This window comes from Acinetobacter sp. FB (assembly GCF_056033405.1).
This window is the reverse complement of the sequence record NZ_CM148502.1, coordinates 880,558-898,609: the sequence shown is the minus strand read 5'-3', so window position 1 is coordinate 898,609 and position 18,052 is coordinate 880,558. Positions and strand designations below refer to the sequence as shown.

16 protein-coding genes and 1 tRNA gene are annotated in these 18,052 nt (G+C 37.2%); 3 read left to right on the top strand and 14 right to left on the bottom strand.

Annotated features, from left to right (window positions below; all coding sequences use genetic code 11):
• Positions 1-12: 12 nt before the first annotated feature.
• The gene (locus AC0JIQ_RS04160) at positions 13-915 is read right to left on the bottom strand and encodes a helix-turn-helix transcriptional regulator (protein WP_474202720.1); all 903 of its coding nucleotides are present in this window, start codon (positions 913-915) and stop codon (positions 13-15) included.
• Positions 916-1,244: 329 nt separating this feature from the next.
• Entirely contained in the window at positions 1,245-3,053 is a 1,809-nt protein-coding gene (locus tag AC0JIQ_RS04155) for an alkaline phosphatase D family protein (RefSeq protein ID WP_474202719.1), read from the bottom strand.
• Between the two features lie 208 nt (positions 3,054-3,261).
• Here AC0JIQ_RS04155 and AC0JIQ_RS04150 point away from each other — a divergent pair.
• Positions 3,262-3,347: transfer RNA gene (locus AC0JIQ_RS04150), tRNA-Leu, on the top strand.
• Between the two features lie 134 nt (positions 3,348-3,481).
• On the opposite strand, the gene pgaD is transcribed toward AC0JIQ_RS04150, so the two are convergent.
• The 7 genes from pgaD to AC0JIQ_RS04115 all read right to left on the bottom strand — a co-directional run bounded on the left by pgaD (position 3,482) and on the right by AC0JIQ_RS04115 (position 10,212).
• The gene (pgaD, locus tag AC0JIQ_RS04145) at positions 3,482-3,898 is read right to left on the bottom strand and encodes a poly-beta-1,6-N-acetyl-D-glucosamine biosynthesis protein PgaD (RefSeq protein ID WP_004663380.1); all 417 of its coding nucleotides are present in this window, start codon (positions 3,896-3,898) and stop codon (positions 3,482-3,484) included.
• A 30-nt stretch (positions 3,899-3,928) separates the two neighbouring features.
• On the bottom strand, positions 3,929-5,185 hold the full coding sequence (gene pgaC, locus AC0JIQ_RS04140; RefSeq protein ID WP_474202718.1) for a poly-beta-1,6-N-acetyl-D-glucosamine synthase: 1,257 nt from the start codon (positions 5,183-5,185) through the stop codon (positions 3,929-3,931).
• A gap of 15 nt (positions 5,186-5,200) precedes the next feature.
• Complete coding sequence (gene pgaB, locus AC0JIQ_RS04135) at positions 5,201-7,198, bottom strand: poly-beta-1,6-N-acetyl-D-glucosamine N-deacetylase PgaB (RefSeq protein ID WP_050040689.1); 1,998 nt, start codon at positions 7,196-7,198, stop codon at positions 5,201-5,203.
• Between the two features lie 252 nt (positions 7,199-7,450).
• A complete protein-coding gene (locus AC0JIQ_RS04130) occupies positions 7,451-7,846 on the bottom strand; it encodes a hypothetical protein (RefSeq protein ID WP_474202717.1) in 396 nt (131 codons plus the stop codon).
• Between the two features lie 385 nt (positions 7,847-8,231).
• Positions 8,232-8,573, bottom strand: coding sequence for an FKBP-type peptidyl-prolyl cis-trans isomerase (locus tag AC0JIQ_RS04125; RefSeq protein ID WP_005217778.1), 342 nt, complete (start codon positions 8,571-8,573; stop codon positions 8,232-8,234).
• 19 nt (positions 8,574-8,592) lie between these two features.
• Positions 8,593-9,123 (bottom strand): YaeQ family protein, encoded by a 531-nt coding sequence (locus AC0JIQ_RS04120; protein ID WP_046739798.1) that lies wholly within the window; start codon positions 9,121-9,123, stop codon positions 8,593-8,595.
• A gap of 75 nt (positions 9,124-9,198) precedes the next feature.
• Positions 9,199-10,212, bottom strand: coding sequence for a CobW family GTP-binding protein (locus tag AC0JIQ_RS04115; RefSeq protein ID WP_474202716.1), 1,014 nt, complete (start codon positions 10,210-10,212; stop codon positions 9,199-9,201).
• Positions 10,213-10,689: 477 nt separating this feature from the next.
• Here AC0JIQ_RS04115 and AC0JIQ_RS04110 point away from each other — a divergent pair, with 477 nt between their 5' ends.
• Positions 10,690-10,905, top strand: coding sequence for a hypothetical protein (locus AC0JIQ_RS04110; protein ID WP_004663393.1), 216 nt, complete (start codon positions 10,690-10,692; stop codon positions 10,903-10,905).
• Positions 10,906-11,038: 133 nt separating this feature from the next.
• Here the strand turns inward: AC0JIQ_RS04110 and AC0JIQ_RS04105 are convergent, their stop codons facing one another.
• The 5 genes from AC0JIQ_RS04105 to AC0JIQ_RS04085 form a co-directional block, all read right to left on the bottom strand.
• Positions 11,039-11,560 (bottom strand): acyl-CoA thioesterase, encoded by a 522-nt coding sequence (locus tag AC0JIQ_RS04105; protein WP_004663395.1) that lies wholly within the window; start codon positions 11,558-11,560, stop codon positions 11,039-11,041.
• A 220-nt stretch (positions 11,561-11,780) separates the two neighbouring features.
• The gene (locus AC0JIQ_RS04100; protein ID WP_050040697.1) at positions 11,781-12,404 is read right to left on the bottom strand and encodes a MarC family protein; all 624 of its coding nucleotides are present in this window, start codon (positions 12,402-12,404) and stop codon (positions 11,781-11,783) included.
• Positions 12,405-12,814: 410 nt separating this feature from the next.
• The gene (locus AC0JIQ_RS04095) at positions 12,815-13,690 is read right to left on the bottom strand and encodes a hypothetical protein (protein WP_474202715.1); all 876 of its coding nucleotides are present in this window, start codon (positions 13,688-13,690) and stop codon (positions 12,815-12,817) included.
• A gap of 290 nt (positions 13,691-13,980) precedes the next feature.
• Complete coding sequence (locus AC0JIQ_RS04090) at positions 13,981-15,621, bottom strand: YadA-like family protein (RefSeq protein ID WP_474202714.1); 1,641 nt, start codon at positions 15,619-15,621, stop codon at positions 13,981-13,983.
• Between the two features lie 60 nt (positions 15,622-15,681).
• Positions 15,682-17,244: a YadA-like family protein gene (locus tag AC0JIQ_RS04085; protein ID WP_474202713.1), complete on the bottom strand. Its 1,563-nt coding sequence runs from the start codon at positions 17,242-17,244 to the stop codon at positions 15,682-15,684.
• Positions 17,245-17,696: 452 nt separating this feature from the next.
• Here AC0JIQ_RS04085 and AC0JIQ_RS04080 point away from each other — a divergent pair, with 452 nt between their 5' ends.
• Positions 17,697-18,047, top strand: coding sequence for a helix-turn-helix domain-containing protein (locus AC0JIQ_RS04080; RefSeq protein ID WP_474202712.1), 351 nt, complete (start codon positions 17,697-17,699; stop codon positions 18,045-18,047).
• The last annotated feature ends 5 nt before the right edge of the window (positions 18,048-18,052 follow it).

The following is an 18,052-nucleotide window of genomic DNA, read 5'->3' as shown; positions in this document are numbered from 1 at the left end:
AATTTCCCCTTTCTAACGTTCCAAATACCCTTTTAATCCAGCTTCCAACTCATCCTGTAAATGTTCAGGACTAACAATTTCAACATGCGGAATCCAATACCTAACCAAAGGTAAAAGCTGCATGGCATGGCTAATTTTACTGGAGATTAATATCCCACCTTCTTCTAATGTCTTAACAAGCTCTTGCTCAGGTAAAAGTTGGCGTTGCATAAAATGCAATACAACATCAGCATGAATTTTTAAAATAACTTCACTTTTTTGCTGCCCAAACCAAATACTATCCTCATCTTCCAATTGTTTTAAAATATCCGGATTCGGTTCGAATGTTGAAAGTTCATGTTGTTGATAAGAACGGGCAATACGACTCACCCGATAAGTAAGAAGTTTTCCCTTTCTTACCGCAGCCAAGTACCAACTGCCATGATGATGAATCAAACGGTAAGGTTCAACAACTCTTGGTTCACCATTATATAAAAAACCAATTTGTTGATTTTTCTCTATTGCTTCTGAAAATATCGTTAGTAATTTTTCAAATTGACTTGCATCTTCATATGTATAACCTTTTGCCTCATAAATTGCCTGTTCATGACCTTTAAATAATTTTTTTAAAGATGACGCTTTTACACTAGGATATAAACCTTGAATACCTGAAAGTTGCACAAAGTCATTAATATCTGCTTGCTTAAATCCAATGTTCGAACTTCCTCCAACAAGATAATATTTTTGTTCTTCATCTAGCTCTATTGAAAGATGGGCTGCTCTTAATCGATCAATATCTCGAGATAATGTACGCTCACTGATATTAAATTTTTTAGCTAACTCTTTTAAATCAAGCTTTTCACCATGATAAAGCATAACAACTAATGTGGCTAAACGCTCAGCCAATAGCCCACTTTTTTCAGAACTTTTTGCCATTCTTTACCCAATTCATTTTATTCTCTTCACATATGCATATTTTTCACACCCTTATGACAGGTTGTGTCATTCAAATTAATATCAAATATTTTTTATTAACTTTTATGAAATAAATCAGCATAAAATATACCGAGGATTATAATTATTAATTTATTTAAGGTTTAAAATTATTAACATTTATTCAAAGTATGACTTTTTACGCCAATAAATTACAATTACGTCAAATTATAACCAAGAAAGTAACATGCAAAAATTATTTTAATAAATAGTATTAGAAAAACTAAAAAATAAATGGTTGATACGTGATATAACGAACCAACCAAAAACTCTTAAGCCACTTGCTGCCCTGTTTTCACTGGCAATAAATTTTTATCCAAACTCAATTGATAGCCTCGTGATTTATCAATTACATATTCAGATTTTTTGATCGAATCTACATAAATCCACTGTGATTGGACTTGAGTTTCATCAAATTGGACAATTAAATATCCTCTTTGATTTAAATTGCAGTAATTCAATTCATCAATTAACGTTGTGAATGCAAACTCAAACTGCTGTAATTGGTCTAGCGGAATATTTAGATATTTTTCCAATCCAGGTGAAGAAACAGAACTTGTTGCCAATTCAACACCAACAAACACCCCATCCTTACTGTATAAATTGGATGACCATGCATTATGAGTATCCCCTGCTAGAACAACCACCTTTTTCTTTAATTGTGCCAAAGTTCCATACACAATCTCGCGTTCAGCAAAATAACCATCCCATGCATCTAAGTTATAAGGTGCAACCGTTAATACACGCGCTTTATCTTGTGCTGTTAACGTCGGATCACCTTGTATTAAACGCAGTTTCAATTTTACTAATTCAGTGATTTGGGCATTCATTTTATTTAAAGTATCTAGACCTGGATTACCAGCTGTAATTTCAGCTAAAGCCTGTAACAACTCTGCTGGCACAAACATTTTGGTCATGAGAATTTGTTGCCCCAAAACATCCCAAGTTGCATTTGAGCTTTGTATTACACCGACGATATTTTTCTCTTTATTGCCTAACAACCATTCTCTCTGAGTTTCTCCCATGATTGTTCGAGTAGAATTAAACAGAGCGGCTTGAAACGCAACTGCGTCTAATTGTCCTGTCATTGGATTTATAAATTTCCCATAGTCCAACTGTTCATCACGCGCAATAATACGAGTGTCCAACATCATCAAATTAACTAAACCACCAAAATTAAACTGTCGATAAATCTTAATATGTTGGTTGTCCACAGGACGAATCGGCATCCATTCAAAATAAGCTTGCAATGCTGCTAACTTTCTTTCAGAGAATTTACCTTCATTCTTTGCATTTGCTGTTTCTTCAGTATGATTTTCAGCACCTTCTCGCCATGCATCATTTGCTAATTCGTGATCATCCCAAATAACAATAAATGGATGACGATGATGCAAGGACTGTAAATCCTTATCTTTACGATAGAGCGCATAACGCTTGCGATAATCGTCCAATTTAATAATTTCTTTATTATTATCCGCAGCAAGTGTACGTCCCAATTTAGCTGCATCTTCCGCTGCATAACCATCCGCACCGTATTCATAAATATAGTCGCCCAAATGAATGACTACATCGACATCTTGCTTAGCCATTTCACGGTACACATAGAAATACCCTGCTGGATAATTCGAACATGAACACACTGCAAAACTTACTTTAGATGTACTGGTTGGCAAAGTCTTGGTTTGCCCAATAGGCGAAATCTTATCACCAAAGCTAAAACGATAAAAATAGCTTTGATTTGGTTTTAATCCAGTTGCATCCACCTTTACAGTAAAGTCTTGCGCAGCAGCAGTAGTGACTTTATCGGTTTTAATAATTTGCTTAAATTGCTGATCTAACGCAATTTCCCAAGTGACTTGCAACCGTGCGCTGCTATCACTTGGTGTTAAGCGTGTCCACAAAATCACGCGATCCTGTAGTGGATCACCGCTGGCAACGCCATGTTCAAAATTAACTTGTAATGTCGCTGTTTCTTGATCTGAACTGTCATTACATCCTGTAAATCCTGCAGATAAAGACAATGCCCCAAAACCGAATAAACTTTTTTGAATGAGTTCCCGTCGTGAAATTTTTGCTGTCATTTGGATAGCTACCTTAATTTTATTACTTTAAATAATTAAAACTAAGTTGCTTAAATGAAAGTTTGATCTCAGTTTGATGAAATAATCATGAAAATTATATGACAATGCTTAATTTTTATCTGATAAACACATGAATTGATTGAAAAGAAAGCAATTAATACTTTTTACTCTTGCCAAGTTTTAAAGTCTCCTCTATTATTGCGCACATGCCCGAGTGGTGAAATCGGTAGACACAGGGGATTTAAAATCCCCCGCCCACAAAGCGTGCCAGTTCGAGTCTGGCCTCGGGCACCATTTTTCAACTAATGAAATATGGTGCAAATAAAAATCCAGCCTAAGCTGGTTTTTTTATGCCTAAAATTTAAGACAAGCATAAAAAAATGCCTTAATTAAAATTAAGGCATTTATACTTCTCAATCGAACAAATTTCACTCAACTCTAATAATCTTACCATTTTCATCATGATGCAGCGTGGTTACTTTTTGTTGGCGACCAGCTTGAATTTCTTGCTCAGGCAACTCAAAATAACGTGCATAATCAGGTAGTGCTTTTTCAATTGCATGCTTATCATGAACTCTCTTTGAAGGTAAGAGTCCCCATAGTAATAATGCAATTGCACACATAAATAAGGCCGTAACGCCGTGCTCAAGACCCTGACTGAATGCAGCCATTAAGCGTTGTGCAATATGTGTCTTTTGTAGCTCAACCAACACCCAAACCAAGATAAATGGTCGCCATAATAGCAGCCAACCCGCCCACATCATTGCTGTTGTGGTCGTAGAAAAATAACGCTTATGCCATGGGAGTTGGCGACGTACATCGATAATCAAACTATTTGCTTTCATTTCTAGTCTCAGCAAAATGAATCTTGCGACTCAGCGAATTCCACGATCAGGGCTAATCCAACGGGCGCGTTTTTCATCACCACGCAACAGTACCTTTGGAAAGGCGACGATTGTAGCAGTAATCGTAATTAACCAAAACACAAATGGGTACCAAATCATCCAATAATAATTTTTCCCTAGGCTTGGCTCATAACGACTATCCATCCATTTGCTTAAAGCAAACTGAATTAAACAGGTCGCACCTAATAAAATTCCGCTACCATATGGTAAAAAAGGTGAACTAACGATAGCAAGGGCTGGGATTGTAAATACAAAATGTAACAACCACATGACAGCCATAATCAACATCAAATATGACCATACTAATGTTAAGCAAAGCTCCAACATTAAAGGCCAGAGAAAATTAAGTTTTGGTTTAAAGAACACATCAATATTCTTTATCAGAACTTGTGCCCCACCCATCGCCCAACGTAAACGTTGTTTCCACAAACCATTGAAAGTCTCAGGCATCAAAATCCAAACCAAAGCATTTGGCTCAAAACGAACATCCCAACCTGCGCGTTGTAATTTCCAAGTGATATCAATATCTTCAGTCAACATATTTGGAGACCAATAATCAACTTGATGTACGGCACTTTTACGAAATGCAGTAATTACACCTGATACTGTGAATAAACGGCCAAAAGTACGTTGTGCGCGTTTAATCATGCCAACAATTGAAGAGAACTCACCAACCTGGATACGTCCCAATAGAGTTGAACGTGTACGAATACGTGGATTACCCGTGACTGCTGCAACTGTTGGGTCTTCTAGGAAATGACGCATCATCCATTTAGCAGCATGAGGATCTAGTAATGCATCACCATCAATACCAATCAAGAACTCCGCATCAGTCATTAAACTGCCCGCTTGCAGTCCCATGGCTTTACCTTGGTTTTGAGCGAGATGCACAACACGTAATTTTTCATGCTGCGCCGCGAGACGATCCAGCACTTCGCCCGTGTTATCAGAACTACCATCATTAATCGCAATCACTTCAAAGTTTGGATAATCTAATTGCAAAGCATGACTAATGGTTTCTTCTGCATTATCACCTTCGTTAAAACAAGGAACGAGTACAGCAACTTTAGGATATTCAGGCAAAGTTGCTGGCTGCTGATATGGAGGATCTTGGCGCTCTTTCCAGTAGAAAATAATTGCCCCTACCATCCATAAATAAGACATAAATAATGGATAGTAAAACACAAACTTAATGGCATAAGCCCATAATAAAGCAATTATACTCATCGACACATTACTCCGTTATGGTACTAATTGTGATGATTTTAAAGCAAAAGCCTTACGCATAGTTTCTACATCTGGGTGTTCTTTAATCGGATCGTCAGGATAATATGCAATGTGCATCGCACCTTGTTGATAAAGCGACTTAATTGTTGCTGCCATTTCTTCTGAAGGAATCTTCTGATCATTACGCCAGTTAATCGCTTGTAACTCCATCACTGTCTTTTTAATCCCGTTTGGATATTGTTTCACCCGATTCATAATATCCGTATAAAATTTTTCGGGATTATCCGATTGCTCCATATAAGGCATTGCCATTATTGCAGTGAAATCATAACGTCTTAATGACTCTTCTAAAGACTGCGCATACCAATTTTCGGCATACGGGTTAAGGGCAACTTGCGCATACAAATTACGTGCAGTCATCAAATAAGGCTGATATTGACGCACCTCACCTGCTAGCTCCATTGCAAAATCATCTAGGGTACGCGTTTTATAAGCAGTCCATTTCTGTAACTTGTCGTCATTATTTCGTATTTTAGCCAGATCCGTTGGCAAACCTTGTTTCGCATAGGCTGCTAGTGCTTGAGGGCTTGCATCTTCATAATCAGATAATGTCACATCATCATGAAATAACAGACCATCAAATGGCGTAGATTTTGCAAGATCTTGGTAAATCTCTTTAATGGTTTGTCTTGCTTTTGGGGAATATGGGCTTAAGCGGATATATCCCATATTCAAATGCTCGCCCGCTTTTGCTTGTTGCGTGACAACCAAATCCTTTGACACTGGATCTGATTTAGGTAACTCCCATGCAAGTAAAGGCATCCAAGCATACAAACGCTGTACTGGCGTACGTGTTTGAATTTGCCAAGCTACTCGGTTAAATAAATCCGCACGCATTGGAATATGACGATTTGGGAAATACACCATATCAGCAGAACCATTTGCATCAGGATCTGAAAATGCTTGTAAGTAAACTGTCTTTACTCCCATCCCATTGATACGATCTAACAGATTACCTAAATTGCGTTCCTGTTGTTGTGGGTCTGGATCATAGATGTAATCTAAATCCACATGCATGATCTTTTGTGGACGATTATTATCGTTTAAGTTCAGTTCGCGGTTCTTAATTTCTTGTGCCAAGGCATTGGTTGACATATTCCCTTGAATTAAAATACGCCCCATATTTTGGATCGATTGTTTGGCATGATCAGCGCCATCATCCAAAGTAATGGTAATCGGCATGCCCAATTGTTTAGAAATTTGCACTAATTGCATATTATAGCGACCATAAGGCCAAACCATGACACGTGGTGAACGTAAACCATGTGCCTGCAATAATTCATTATTTTTCTTTAGATCTTGATAAACACGTGCTTGATAATTTGCATCGCTTTCATAGGTTTTCGTATTTGAATCATAGATTCGAGTAATCGCTGCTGGTTCTGAATTACCTTGAGGGTTTGCGTTTACTCCTCGATGCAAATGGTAGCTATGACTTGCGATCTCAACTAAGCCACTATTTTGCATTTCTTTGAGTTCATTCCAACTCAAAATTTTATTGCGCGTAATCTCTTCCCCACCAAAGTCCACTTTCTGATTAGCTTTTGGCTCTAACCAAGAACCAACAACTGCTAATACAACTGGAATTTTTTTCGCACGTACAATAGGATAAGCATTTTGATAAAAAGACTGATAACCATCATCTACTGTCAATAACACAGGTTTAGTTGGTAAAGTATATTTGCCCTGATGCGCTTTAATCAGTTGATCGACATTGATAAAGTGATAACCATTATTTTGTAACCAATCGATGTGCTCGCTGAATTGTTGTGCTGTTACTGCATAACTGGGGATGAGTGCATCTTTATGGTCGGTAATTTCATGATAACCAATGACGGTTAACGTTGTCGCATCAATTTTGGAATTTTCTGCAAAAGTTGCTGTAGTCGCAACTAAACCAATCATTAGACCTAAAAATGTTTTTAAGGTCGGAGACACTAAACGTGTTGTCATAGAGATATCTTCTCAATATTCGAAAATGGCTGAGCGCGAATCATGCATGAATCATCTTACAATTTGTGGACAAATAAGATTTTTAGCGAGTCAGCTGGGAGCAAGGATTGTATTTATAATTTTAAAAACTGAAAATAATCTTAAAAAAATATTTTATAAATTTTATCGCAATATACATCAATATTTTAGCAATATGTGATTAGGTTCCTAACACGATACGTATTAAGAACCTAATGAGCTAAATATAAAAGCTTAATATTGAATGAGCTGAAAATTTGGATGCTCAGAAAGTTGTTGTAAATAATAACGTTCTTTTTGATAAAAATATTTATATAAGCGATTTACCCATTCACCACGACGGAAAGTCTGAATCTTTTTATTCACGCCATCATATTGTAGCAAGACGACATTCCCTTCTAATGGAGATAATAAGGTAATCTGATAGTCAGGATGTGAATGCTGATGTGAAGGACTCACCTCTCGTAGAATCTCGACCTTGTTCTCTCCATCCATCCAATAATGTTTATCAATCAATGCTTTTTCATTGACCCAAAAACCATTTTCAGCGCCATTATAAGTATTAATCAAGAAAAAATTATGTAATTCTTTTAATAGCTCAGAAGCGGTAATATCCAAATAATCATTCATAGCTGCCTCACTCACTCAAATTTTTGGTGCTCGTTAACACAAGCATAGATTTTTTATAATTTACCTCGCCATGTTTATGAATCTGCTGATCATGGATGGCAACATTAAAAGCAATTTTTCCAAAAGGTAAATTAACATCACATTTTTTGTAAAAACTTTGATTCAGAATGCATTGCTCTTTCTTTAAAAGATATACAGAACCGTCTATAGAATCAATAATTTTAAGCAGATTGTTAAAAAAAGAAGATTAATATAAAAATGTTAAAAATCAAAATATTAGATTTAAATCATTTTTTTCATTTGTATTGTTTTTGTACTTTATTTCACAAAGCATGAATTAAGCAATCAAATCAATGCCATCATGCTTTGCATAATTTAGACTAAATCACTCGTCGCGAGTTTTAACATCAAATAATTCAATTTCAAAAGTCAGATTTGAATTTGCTGGAATAATTTTTCCCATTTTGCGTTCGCCATAAGCTAAATGTGCAGGTACGATTAATTTACGCTTCCCACCAACGCGCATTCCCATGATGCCTTGATCCCAACCTTTGATGACTCGTCCAGTACCGATCACCGTCTCAAAATAATTCCCGCGGTCAATTGAAGAATCGAACTGAGTACCATCTTCTAACCACCCCGTGTAGTGTGTTGTGATTAAAGCACCTTTAACAGCTTCTTTACCTTCACCCACTTTTAAATCAATAATTTGTAATTCAGCGCTCATTTTTTACTCCCAATCAGATTTATTGCAATTGTAACCATTGAATATCGACTTGACCTTTATCGCTCAGCAAAGTCCACTCTCCATCCATAATATTAAGCTGTAATTGCATCGTGCGTTCACATAAGCCTTCAAGTGCCTGTGTAGTCTGAGATGCTAATTGCCAAACTTCCACATTACTCAAAGTCTTAATCTTGGTATTTTTTTGCCACCAATCAGCAGCTTGTGAACCATAGGTAATCACAGCCACTTTCTTACAGCGAGCACTGGCTTTTTTCACTTTATCTTCAGATGGACAACCGACTTCAATCCAATTTTCTAAAAGCCCTGTTAAATCTTTTTGCCATAACGCAGGCTCATCCGTTTCAAACAAATCTTTGGTGAATTCTAATCGCTCATCGGCATAACGTGCATAAGCAAGAATACGAACCATCAAACGTTCAATAGTCTCTGACGGATGTAAGGCAAGTGTTAGCTGATAATCTGCATAGATATGCTGATCCATATTGGCAATATTCAAATCTGCCTTATATATTGTTGCTTTTAGCGCCATGAAAAATACTCTTAAATACGGTGTACTCAAATTTGGCGCTAAGCATACTCTATTTTATTACAGAAAATATCGGCTTTAATCATTTTGAGCATCAGTTAGATCAAGACGACAATTTAATAAATGTGTTTCAAACCCCAACCAATCTTGTTCGGATTGGCAAATAATTTCAATTCGATTATCAATACTCTCTTCGGCAGACTTATAGTTAAATTGTTGAGGATTAAAGTTAAAACTTTTCCAACCTTGATCCGTATTAAATATGCCTTTGATGCGGACCCAATTTTGTTGCGCACACAACAAATCTAACAGTTCAAAAAATTTAAATTGCCAGCGTTTAGGCAATTTCCAACCTGCAACGGTATAACCTTGAGCCGTTTCTACATAATGATATGGAAGTTGTTTTATTTCTGATGGAGGCTCAATAGCCTGTGTTCGTTGTAACTTGAGTAAAGGTTGGATCTTACGTTGTACAGGTTGTTGCACAATATCAATCTGAGACAATTCAATTTTGCCACACTCAACTTCAATCCAATGCTGGACATAAGTGTCATATTCTTGTTTTAAAGCTGCATAAGCTTGATGATCTGCTACTGACATACAATCAATATGCGAGAGGACTACGATTTGTGCAGATTTAAGTTGATCGGTATATAAGTTCTGTTTAACCCAATCTTCATCATGTAGACGACTCCCATCTACAACAATCACCAAAGCATGCATTGCTAAACTACTTTGCCAATGTGGCTCGGTCAGTTGTTCCAATAATTGTGCAGGATGACCTAAACCCGTTGGTTCGATAAATAAACGATCAGGTTTACTTTCACTGAGTAAGCGAGCCAATGCAATTTGCATAGGAAGTTGACTGCTACAGCACAAGCATCCACCAAGTAGTTCTTTGACAGCATAGCCTTGTTGTTGGGTAATCAGTTGTTGATCAACACCTATTTGCCCAAACTCATTCATTAGAACAGCCCAAACTTCGTTTTCAGGCTTTTGGGTTAATAAATGCTGTAATAGCGTTGTTTTACCTGCACCTAAAAAACCAGAAATAATGTGAGTAGTAACAATTTTGGGAGCAATGAACTTCACGATTTACTCGCATTAAAAATTTATTTCATTCTAAAGAGAAAAATATACGAAATAAAATAAAGCATAAAATTTATGAAACACTTCAATTAAAACAAAAATAAAGAGGATATAATCACAAAATCAATCTAAAAATACTATTTAAAATTAAAATATAAATGTTTTATCCAATTATTAAACTCTTTGCAAAATAAAGCTCATGTTTAAAACACGTAAAATTGTAGATTATTTTTTAATCAAAAATACATATTTATATACATTTTATTGATCGGTTCAGGCATTTAACTTTACAAGCGCATCACAAAACCGCGTTTTATGATGCGCTATTGTTAAGTTTGCCGTAAAAGATTGTTAAGAATATTGCTGTAAAAAACTTAGGCACTTAGCATAAACCTCATGCAGAAATTCAAGATTTGTTCTCACTCATCTCTCGAATTGAAGCTGTAATTTTTTAATTAAGTTTAAATATGGATGCCAAACATGAAACTCATTAAGACTTTAATTGCGACAACATTTGCTTTAACAGCGGCAACAACATTTGCAGCTTCGGCTCATGACAAATCACATAGCACCAAAACCACCGAAGAGAAAGTCGTGGTATCAACTCAGGAGCAACCTGAAACTCTAAATCCAGCTACGACAGACACCACAGCAAGTGATGCAGCAACAACAGCTGCTCCGACGGCTAGTAAATAATTTGATCTTCAGGTTCCTCCAGACCCTTTAGAACAACATTTGTAATGATCTGACTCATCTTTACAAATAAAAAAAGATCGGACCTTGCTGCGGTTCGATCTTTTTTTAGATCACTAGAAATATGATGAATAAATCAACACTGGCTAGATTTCTTGAAAATACTGCAAGAAGGTTGCTGTACTTCTTGTAAACGTAGGTCTTTACGCTGTTCTGCAGCTTCGAAACGACAACGCTTCCAATCCGTATCTAATTTTAATGTCGGAACAACTTTAGGTTTACGCTCCTCATCCACAGCAACCATGGTGAAATAGCATGTATTGGTATGTCTGATTGTACGCTTTTGAATATTTTGTGCTTCTACACGAATGCCGACTTCCATAGAAGTACGTCCTACATGATTAACACTCGCTAAAAATGTGACTAATTCACCAACGTAAATTGGCTCTTTAAAATTAACTTTATCAACAGACAAGGTCACAACATAGCTGCCTGAATAACGGCTTGCACAAGCATAAGCAACTTGGTCAAGCAGTTTTAAAATTGCTCCACCATGAACATTACCTGAAAAGTTTGCCATATCAGGTGTCATTAAAACTGACATTGTAAGCTCTGACTGATCATCAGGTGCTTGGTTCAATTGATCTAATGGATACATAGGAGAACTCATAGGAGAATACAACATGTGTATTATCGTTCATTCCTCAACGTAAAAATACGTATAAATGTATAAAACATCATCAACTATTTTTATGATAGATCGAAACATTATTTCAGTAGGATTACATATAGACCCTTTTTATTAGATTTTATCTAAAATTAACAATGTGTTATTAACTAGATAAATACTCATCATACAAAATTTTATATCTGATAATTTAATTTAAATTTGTAGATTGAATGAGTCCCATCACGCCATTAACGATCATATCGACAGCAATTGTACCGATCAGTAAGGCAGATAAACGCCCCATAATGTCAAAGTAACGATCAATATACTTAGCATGCTTGTAGCGTAAATGATCGTGTCCATATTTCATCGCGATAAGAATACTGCAAGTTAACGCCAATGTGAGGGCAATCACAGCAATTGCTCCTCCAAATGGAACACTCACGCCTGTTACAACCGCAGCACTAATTGTTCCTGGTCCGATCATAAAAGGCATAGCAATCGTCCCTGCCAAATGCTCAGGAGCACCACGCATTTCACCGATTGTTTCTGCACCCTGAAACACATACCGATAACCAATCACAAGGAAAATTAATCCACCAAATATTTGGAAAGATTCAAATCTTACATTCAGATAGCGACTAAAAATATTCTCACCGCCCCATGCAAATAATGCAAAAACAGCAAAAGCAATTAAGCTCCCTTGAATCAATGCTTTATTAAATACTTTTACATCTGTATTCCGAATCATCCCGACCATGTAGACACTCATCAGGAACGGATTCAATAATGAAAAAAACAATGCAAATGCATGGATATAGGGTGAAAACATAAAACTCCCGTTATTACGATTAATACCTAAACTTTGTTCTACTTAAAGTAACTGAGAATAGAATTTCAAAACGATTCCAACTGGTTGATCAAACAAAGAATGCATATGCTGCGATTCAACACTAAAAACAGTATCACCGTCTGAATCTACCTATCTTCAATTAGTTAATTTTTAAAAACTCATAAGTGATACAGGCAAAAATACGATCAAATAAACAGCAAAAAACTGATAAATAATTTTTATGAACCTTAAAATCCTAAAAACTAACCAGTTTGAATATGTTCGCATATTCATATTTCTTTAAATTTGTAGCGCTGTATATAACTAGTATTGAAAATGTAAAAAGGCGATAAAAATATTTATCGCCTTCTATTTCATAAAAAATACATTAAAAGTGAAAAGACATTCTTTTAAGGTTCATCACCTAAACCAAAACCGCCGAAAGAAGGACTTTCAGTATCACCCTCACCCAAATCAAAACCGCCAAAAATAGGAGGCTGATGTGTAGGATTGGTAGACGAATTATTATTCGATCCAGAATTATTATTTCCTGTACCCCCTGTACTTGATGTTGGAGGAGCACCATCTTTCGTTGAAGGATATTGGTCGATTAAAAGAATTGTACTTAATGGAGCGCACTGTGTTCGCTTACTCTCATTTTCATCATCGTAATTAGATGCATATAACTCTTTTGAGTACTGTGTATGATAGCTTGCAGTCCAGTTTTGTAAAATATTAGGTAAATTAAAAGAATAATAATATGTTCGAGACTCATTCGGTTGATAGGTATTCACCGTTTCATCATTTAAACAATAATCTGTTTGAGCTTTCTTCGATGTTTTTGTTCCTGTTAACTGAAAAGCAGCATCACAACTATTAATATATTCATACATTGGCGCTGATGTATTATTTTTAACAACTACTTTTAATTTATATCTCACCTTTAAACCATTATGGATACTTAGGAGATCCATTCTATCGCCCTGCACCATTGGAGAAAATGGTGCATAGTGACTCACAAATTGAATTGTACGCTCAATACCATCACAATTTTGCGTAACAGGATTAGGATATGCAACTGCATATTCTGCATCATCTTCCATTCGATCAGGATTAATATCTGGTTGAGGTTTGGGAACTGGACTTTCGGTTCCAACAGATAAACCACCTGTGCCTGTGCCACCTAAACTAACACCAACACTAAAATTACCATTCTCATCTGTACAGCCTGTAAAAAGTAACGTCCCCATTAACATCAAGCAAAGCTTGGATTGTATATCTGCCATTCATATTGCCCCAATCAGCCTTATTATCGATATTTTTCACAGATGATGTCCTATCACCTGTTTTATAGATTTCAAAATATTTTAACAGATACTTAAACCAACTAAATTGCTCAGATATAACAATCTATCAATCAAATAAGCTGATTTAATCGAAAAATAAAAAAAGGTTACTTCCATGCTGAATAAAAGTAACCCAAGAGGAGCAAAAAAGAGAATTTGAATTTAAAATTCGCCAATCCATAACACTCAAATTCTCTTTATTTTTGAATCTTCATTTAGACTATGCAAATCTAGAAGGAATAACTTAAACCAATCCGTCCTCCCACTTCATTCCCACCTGCAAAGCCTACAGCACCACTCAAAGAAACTCGATTCGCAATAAAAGAGGTCACAACACCCACTGAACCTGCTGTTTCTCCTTCGTAATGACCAACACCTGCAAATAAGGCAATTTGACCAGAACGGATATTGGGTACAGCTTGTTGTGCTGCTAATGCGATTGCTACACCACGGTAGGCACTTTTCTCAATATCATCTAAACGACGACTTGCTTGATCGATACGACCATCTAATCGATTCACTTCACTGGTGCGAGTTGCTGCCTCAGTATTAATACGATTCGTCAAAGCAAGATCAGCATCAGCACGCGCTGCTGCTTCAGCCGCATCACCAGCGATACGCGCTTGCGCTTCAGCATTAACTGCACTAATACGAGCCGCTTTTTCTGCTTCATCACCTGCTATACGTGCTGCTTTCTCTGCTTCATCGCCTGCTATACGTGCTGCTTTTTCAGTTTCATCTGCTGCTGCACGTAATTGAGCTTCTTTATCGATGGCTGCTGTACGAGCAACAATTTGGGCTGCATCAGCATTCGCACGCTTTTGTGCTTCATCATTCAGTGATGACTGTAATGCAGTATCTCCTGCTGCACGTGCTGTAGCCTCTGCAGCAATTGCATTTATTGCAGCGGTGTCAGCCGCAATACGCTGCTCTTTCTCTGTTGTCAATAAACCATCAGCAATAGTAATCAATTCAGCGCCAGAAGTTAGACCTGCAATCGCATCATTCAACTGCGACACGTTAATGGCATCTTTATCATCCACACCATCCGTCACCTGAGTAATACGGCGAATCGCCCCTCCTAAAGCACCACCAACACTGACCGTATTTTCACTACTTGCTCCTTGACCCTGTGTATCAGAGCCATAGCCAATCGCAACAGAGTTTTTATCATCAGCAATAGATGTCCCAGGAATGCCTGCTGCACCAGCACCACCAGAACCAAGCTGAATTGAATCTTCAGTTGTCGCTGTCGCATGACTACCTATCACAATAGAATTTAAGCCTGATCCAGAGGATTGGGCACCGATACGTAGTGCATTTTCACCAGCTGTTTCTGCGTTATAGCCTAGAGTCGTTGCATTTTTAGCATTTGCATAAGTCTGACTTCCGATCGCGGTAGCAGCATCATTACCAGTCCAAGCCCAATCACCGAATGAAGTTGCTTGATTTCCGGCAACCTGATTGTGCCCACCTACTGAAGTCGCATTTTCACCATAAACATGAATACTATTACCTACGGCAATGCTGCCCAGCTTATCTGTTACAACATCCGCACCTACAGCAATACTGTTATCCCCATGAGTATCTTGAAAGTTCCAACCACCCATTGCTACAGAGTTATTGGTGTCATTAGTATTGTTTCTGGAACCAGCCACGAAACTATTTTGGCCAGTGGCACGGTTGAAATAACCAATCGAGGTACTATTATTATCAACAACATTTCCTTGTCCGACAGCAATCGTATCCGTTCCACTGACATTGTTTCCACCAGTCCCACTTCCAGTAGGGCCTTCTACGACTTGTGCGGCAAAGGTATTGCTGGCTATCATAGCCATAGCAATCACCGATAATTGAAAAGTTTTTTTCATTACATCATCCTTCTTATTGTGACTAATTTTGACTCAGTTTTTAATATAACTAAGCCCAACTTAGTTCCCTCCGATGACATAAGCGACGCCTGCACGACCGCCAAATTTCCCACCATCTGCAACACCTACGGCACCACTTCCAGAGAAACGGTCACTAAATGATGTCACAACACCAAATGCACCAGCAGCCTCTCCTTCGTAATATCCGACTCCCCCAAATACAGCCACTTGCCCTGGCTGAATGCTTGGAATCGCTTGTTGTGTTGCTAAAGAAATCGCAATACCACGATTTGCAGTGGTTTCAACATGATCTAAACGTGTGTTTAATTGATCAACACGTCGATCTAAACGGTTAACTTCAGAGATACGAGTTGCTGTTTCAGTATCAATCCGTTTTCCTAAAGCAATATCGGCATTGTTACGTGCTGTCGCCTCAGCAGCATCTCCTGCAATACGTGCATCTTTTTCAGTATTAATTGCTGCAATACGTGCTGCTTTTTCTGCTTCATCACCAGCAATTCGTGCTGTTGCTTCAGCTTCGTCTCCCGCTATGCGTGCTGCTTGTTCTGTTGCATCGGCATTAGCACGGAGTTGAGCTTCGTTATTGATTGCAGTTGTACGTGCAGTCGCTTCATCTGCATCTGCTTTTGCTCGAAGTTCTGCTTCATTATCAATTTTTGCTTGTAAATCAGCATCGCCTGCTTCACGTGCAGTTTTTTCAGCAGCTAATTTATTGGCTTGATCAGCATCACCTGCTTCACGTGCAGTTTTTTCAGCGGCGATTTTATTATTAATTGCATCAAGATCTGCTTGGCTTGGTGCTGTATCAACACTCGCAAGTGCATCTTTTAATTGTTTGATATTCACGGCATCGTTATCGCCAATACCATCAGCGACCCAAGTCATACGACGATCACCAATTGAAACCGTATTTTCCACATCATTGACTGTACCAGCACCGATCGCCACAGCACCTTTAGCAGTGGCTTTTGCACCATTTCCTAACGCAATCGCACCTTCTGCACTCGCCTCAGCAGTATTACCAATAGCAATTGAATTTAGACCACTCGCAGCAGCATTACTGCCTGTTGCAATCGCATTATTTGCTGTTGCTTTTGCACCAAAACCAAGGCTTGTTGCATACTCACCTTTTGCTTCTGAAGTTGAACCAATCGCTGTTGAACCCGTACCATTTACAATAACAGAGTCACCATAAGCACTTGCCTGCTCACCTGAAATTTCAATATTTCCACCGACAGCAGTTCCCCAAGTATCGTGGACCGTAATATTGTTACCTACCGCAGTATTTGCTTGCGCTTCAGTCGTAATATCACTACCTACGGCAACGCTGTAATGTCCTTTAACCGTATTATTATTTCCTACGGCTACAGCACCATTCGCTTCCACAGTATTATCTGTTCCCCCAACAAATCCTAAGCCACCGCCACTGCTATTATTATTTGTACCAATCACAGTGGTATCGCCAGCTTGGTTATTCGTTCCAACAACAGTGGTATTTGGCCCTGTTGCAGTATTTCCTGTACCAATATTGGTTTGAGCTGCATATACATTCGCAGCCAATAACGCTGTTGCTATCACTGATAATTTAAAAGTTTTTTTCATTAGGTTGTCCTTTTGCAAACTCATTAATTGTTGATAAATATTGATTTTTAAAGAATTAAAAACTCAGATCTATGGATTCTGTGGTATGAGTCATTAAAATCAATATTTAATGTGTAATCTGCACATATTAAAAAAACTAACATATAGTTTTAGTGCATGCAATAGTGCAATTTTTTTTATAAAAAAAGCTTAATTTATATATAAATAATTAATTTTTATAGTTTAAAAATATAAAAAATGGATAAAATTGTATGATCTGAAATAAAAAATATTTTTTAAATATGTTCAATATGTACATTATTTGAATTTAATGATAGATTTTGGGGTGTTAAAAACTTGAGCAAAACAGTCGGGAAATTACCGCGTAACAACAATTTATCTGATCTCAAAATTATTTTGATCTTCTAAATTCATCGGTAACGTAACAATATAGGAAGTAGCAAGAAATTTTTATGCGAGCTCATTCATTAGAACTTCGAAAGAAAGTGATGGCGGCTTATCGTCAAACAAAACATAAATCTAATGTCTGTAAAAAATTTAATATTGCGCGTTCCACTTTAGATGAATGGATTTCTTTAGAGAAAAATACTAAAGATCTCAAACCACTACCTGCTATTCGTAATGGAAGAAGATTCTCAATTAAGGACTTAAAAAGCTTCGAAGAATTTATTGATTCAACGCCTTACCATCAAATTAAAGATTTACTTGAACCTTTTGAACAACATTTTGGTTATAAAATTTCTTATTCCATACTTTGGAGAGGTTTAGATAAGATAGGAAAAGTCAAAAAACAAAAAACTTAACATTT

Bases quoted from the DNA above. Each gene is read 5' to 3' on its own strand.
- AC0JIQ_RS04160 (WP_474202720.1), bottom strand. From the start codon at position 915: ATGGCAAAAAGTTCTGAAAAAAGTGGGCTATTGGCTGAGCGTTTAGCC.
- AC0JIQ_RS04155 (WP_474202719.1), bottom strand. From the start codon at position 3,053: ATGACAGCAAAAATTTCACGACGGGAACTCATTCAAAAAAGTTTATTC.
- pgaD (WP_004663380.1), bottom strand. From the start codon at position 3,898: ATGAAAGCAAATAGTTTGATTATCGATGTACGTCGCCAACTCCCATGG.
- pgaC (WP_474202718.1), bottom strand. From the start codon at position 5,185: ATGAGTATAATTGCTTTATTATGGGCTTATGCCATTAAGTTTGTGTTT.
- pgaB (WP_050040689.1), bottom strand. From the start codon at position 7,198: ATGACAACACGTTTAGTGTCTCCGACCTTAAAAACATTTTTAGGTCTA.
- AC0JIQ_RS04130 (WP_474202717.1), bottom strand. From the start codon at position 7,846: ATGAATGATTATTTGGATATTACCGCTTCTGAGCTATTAAAAGAATTA.
- AC0JIQ_RS04125 (WP_005217778.1), bottom strand. From the start codon at position 8,573: ATGAGCGCTGAATTACAAATTATTGATTTAAAAGTGGGTGAAGGTAAA.
- AC0JIQ_RS04120 (WP_046739798.1), bottom strand. From the start codon at position 9,123: ATGGCGCTAAAAGCAACAATATATAAGGCAGATTTGAATATTGCCAAT.
- AC0JIQ_RS04110 (WP_004663393.1), top strand. From the start codon at position 10,690: ATGAAACTCATTAAGACTTTAATTGCGACAACATTTGCTTTAACAGCG.
- AC0JIQ_RS04105 (WP_004663395.1), bottom strand. From the start codon at position 11,560: ATGTATCCATTAGATCAATTGAACCAAGCACCTGATGATCAGTCAGAG.
- AC0JIQ_RS04100 (WP_050040697.1), bottom strand. From the start codon at position 12,404: ATGTTTTCACCCTATATCCATGCATTTGCATTGTTTTTTTCATTATTG.
- AC0JIQ_RS04095 (WP_474202715.1), bottom strand. From the start codon at position 13,690: ATGGCAGATATACAATCCAAGCTTTGCTTGATGTTAATGGGGACGTTA.
- AC0JIQ_RS04090 (WP_474202714.1), bottom strand. From the start codon at position 15,621: ATGAAAAAAACTTTTCAATTATCGGTGATTGCTATGGCTATGATAGCC.
- AC0JIQ_RS04085 (WP_474202713.1), bottom strand. From the start codon at position 17,244: ATGAAAAAAACTTTTAAATTATCAGTGATAGCAACAGCGTTATTGGCT.
- AC0JIQ_RS04080 (WP_474202712.1), top strand. From the start codon at position 17,697: ATGCGAGCTCATTCATTAGAACTTCGAAAGAAAGTGATGGCGGCTTAT.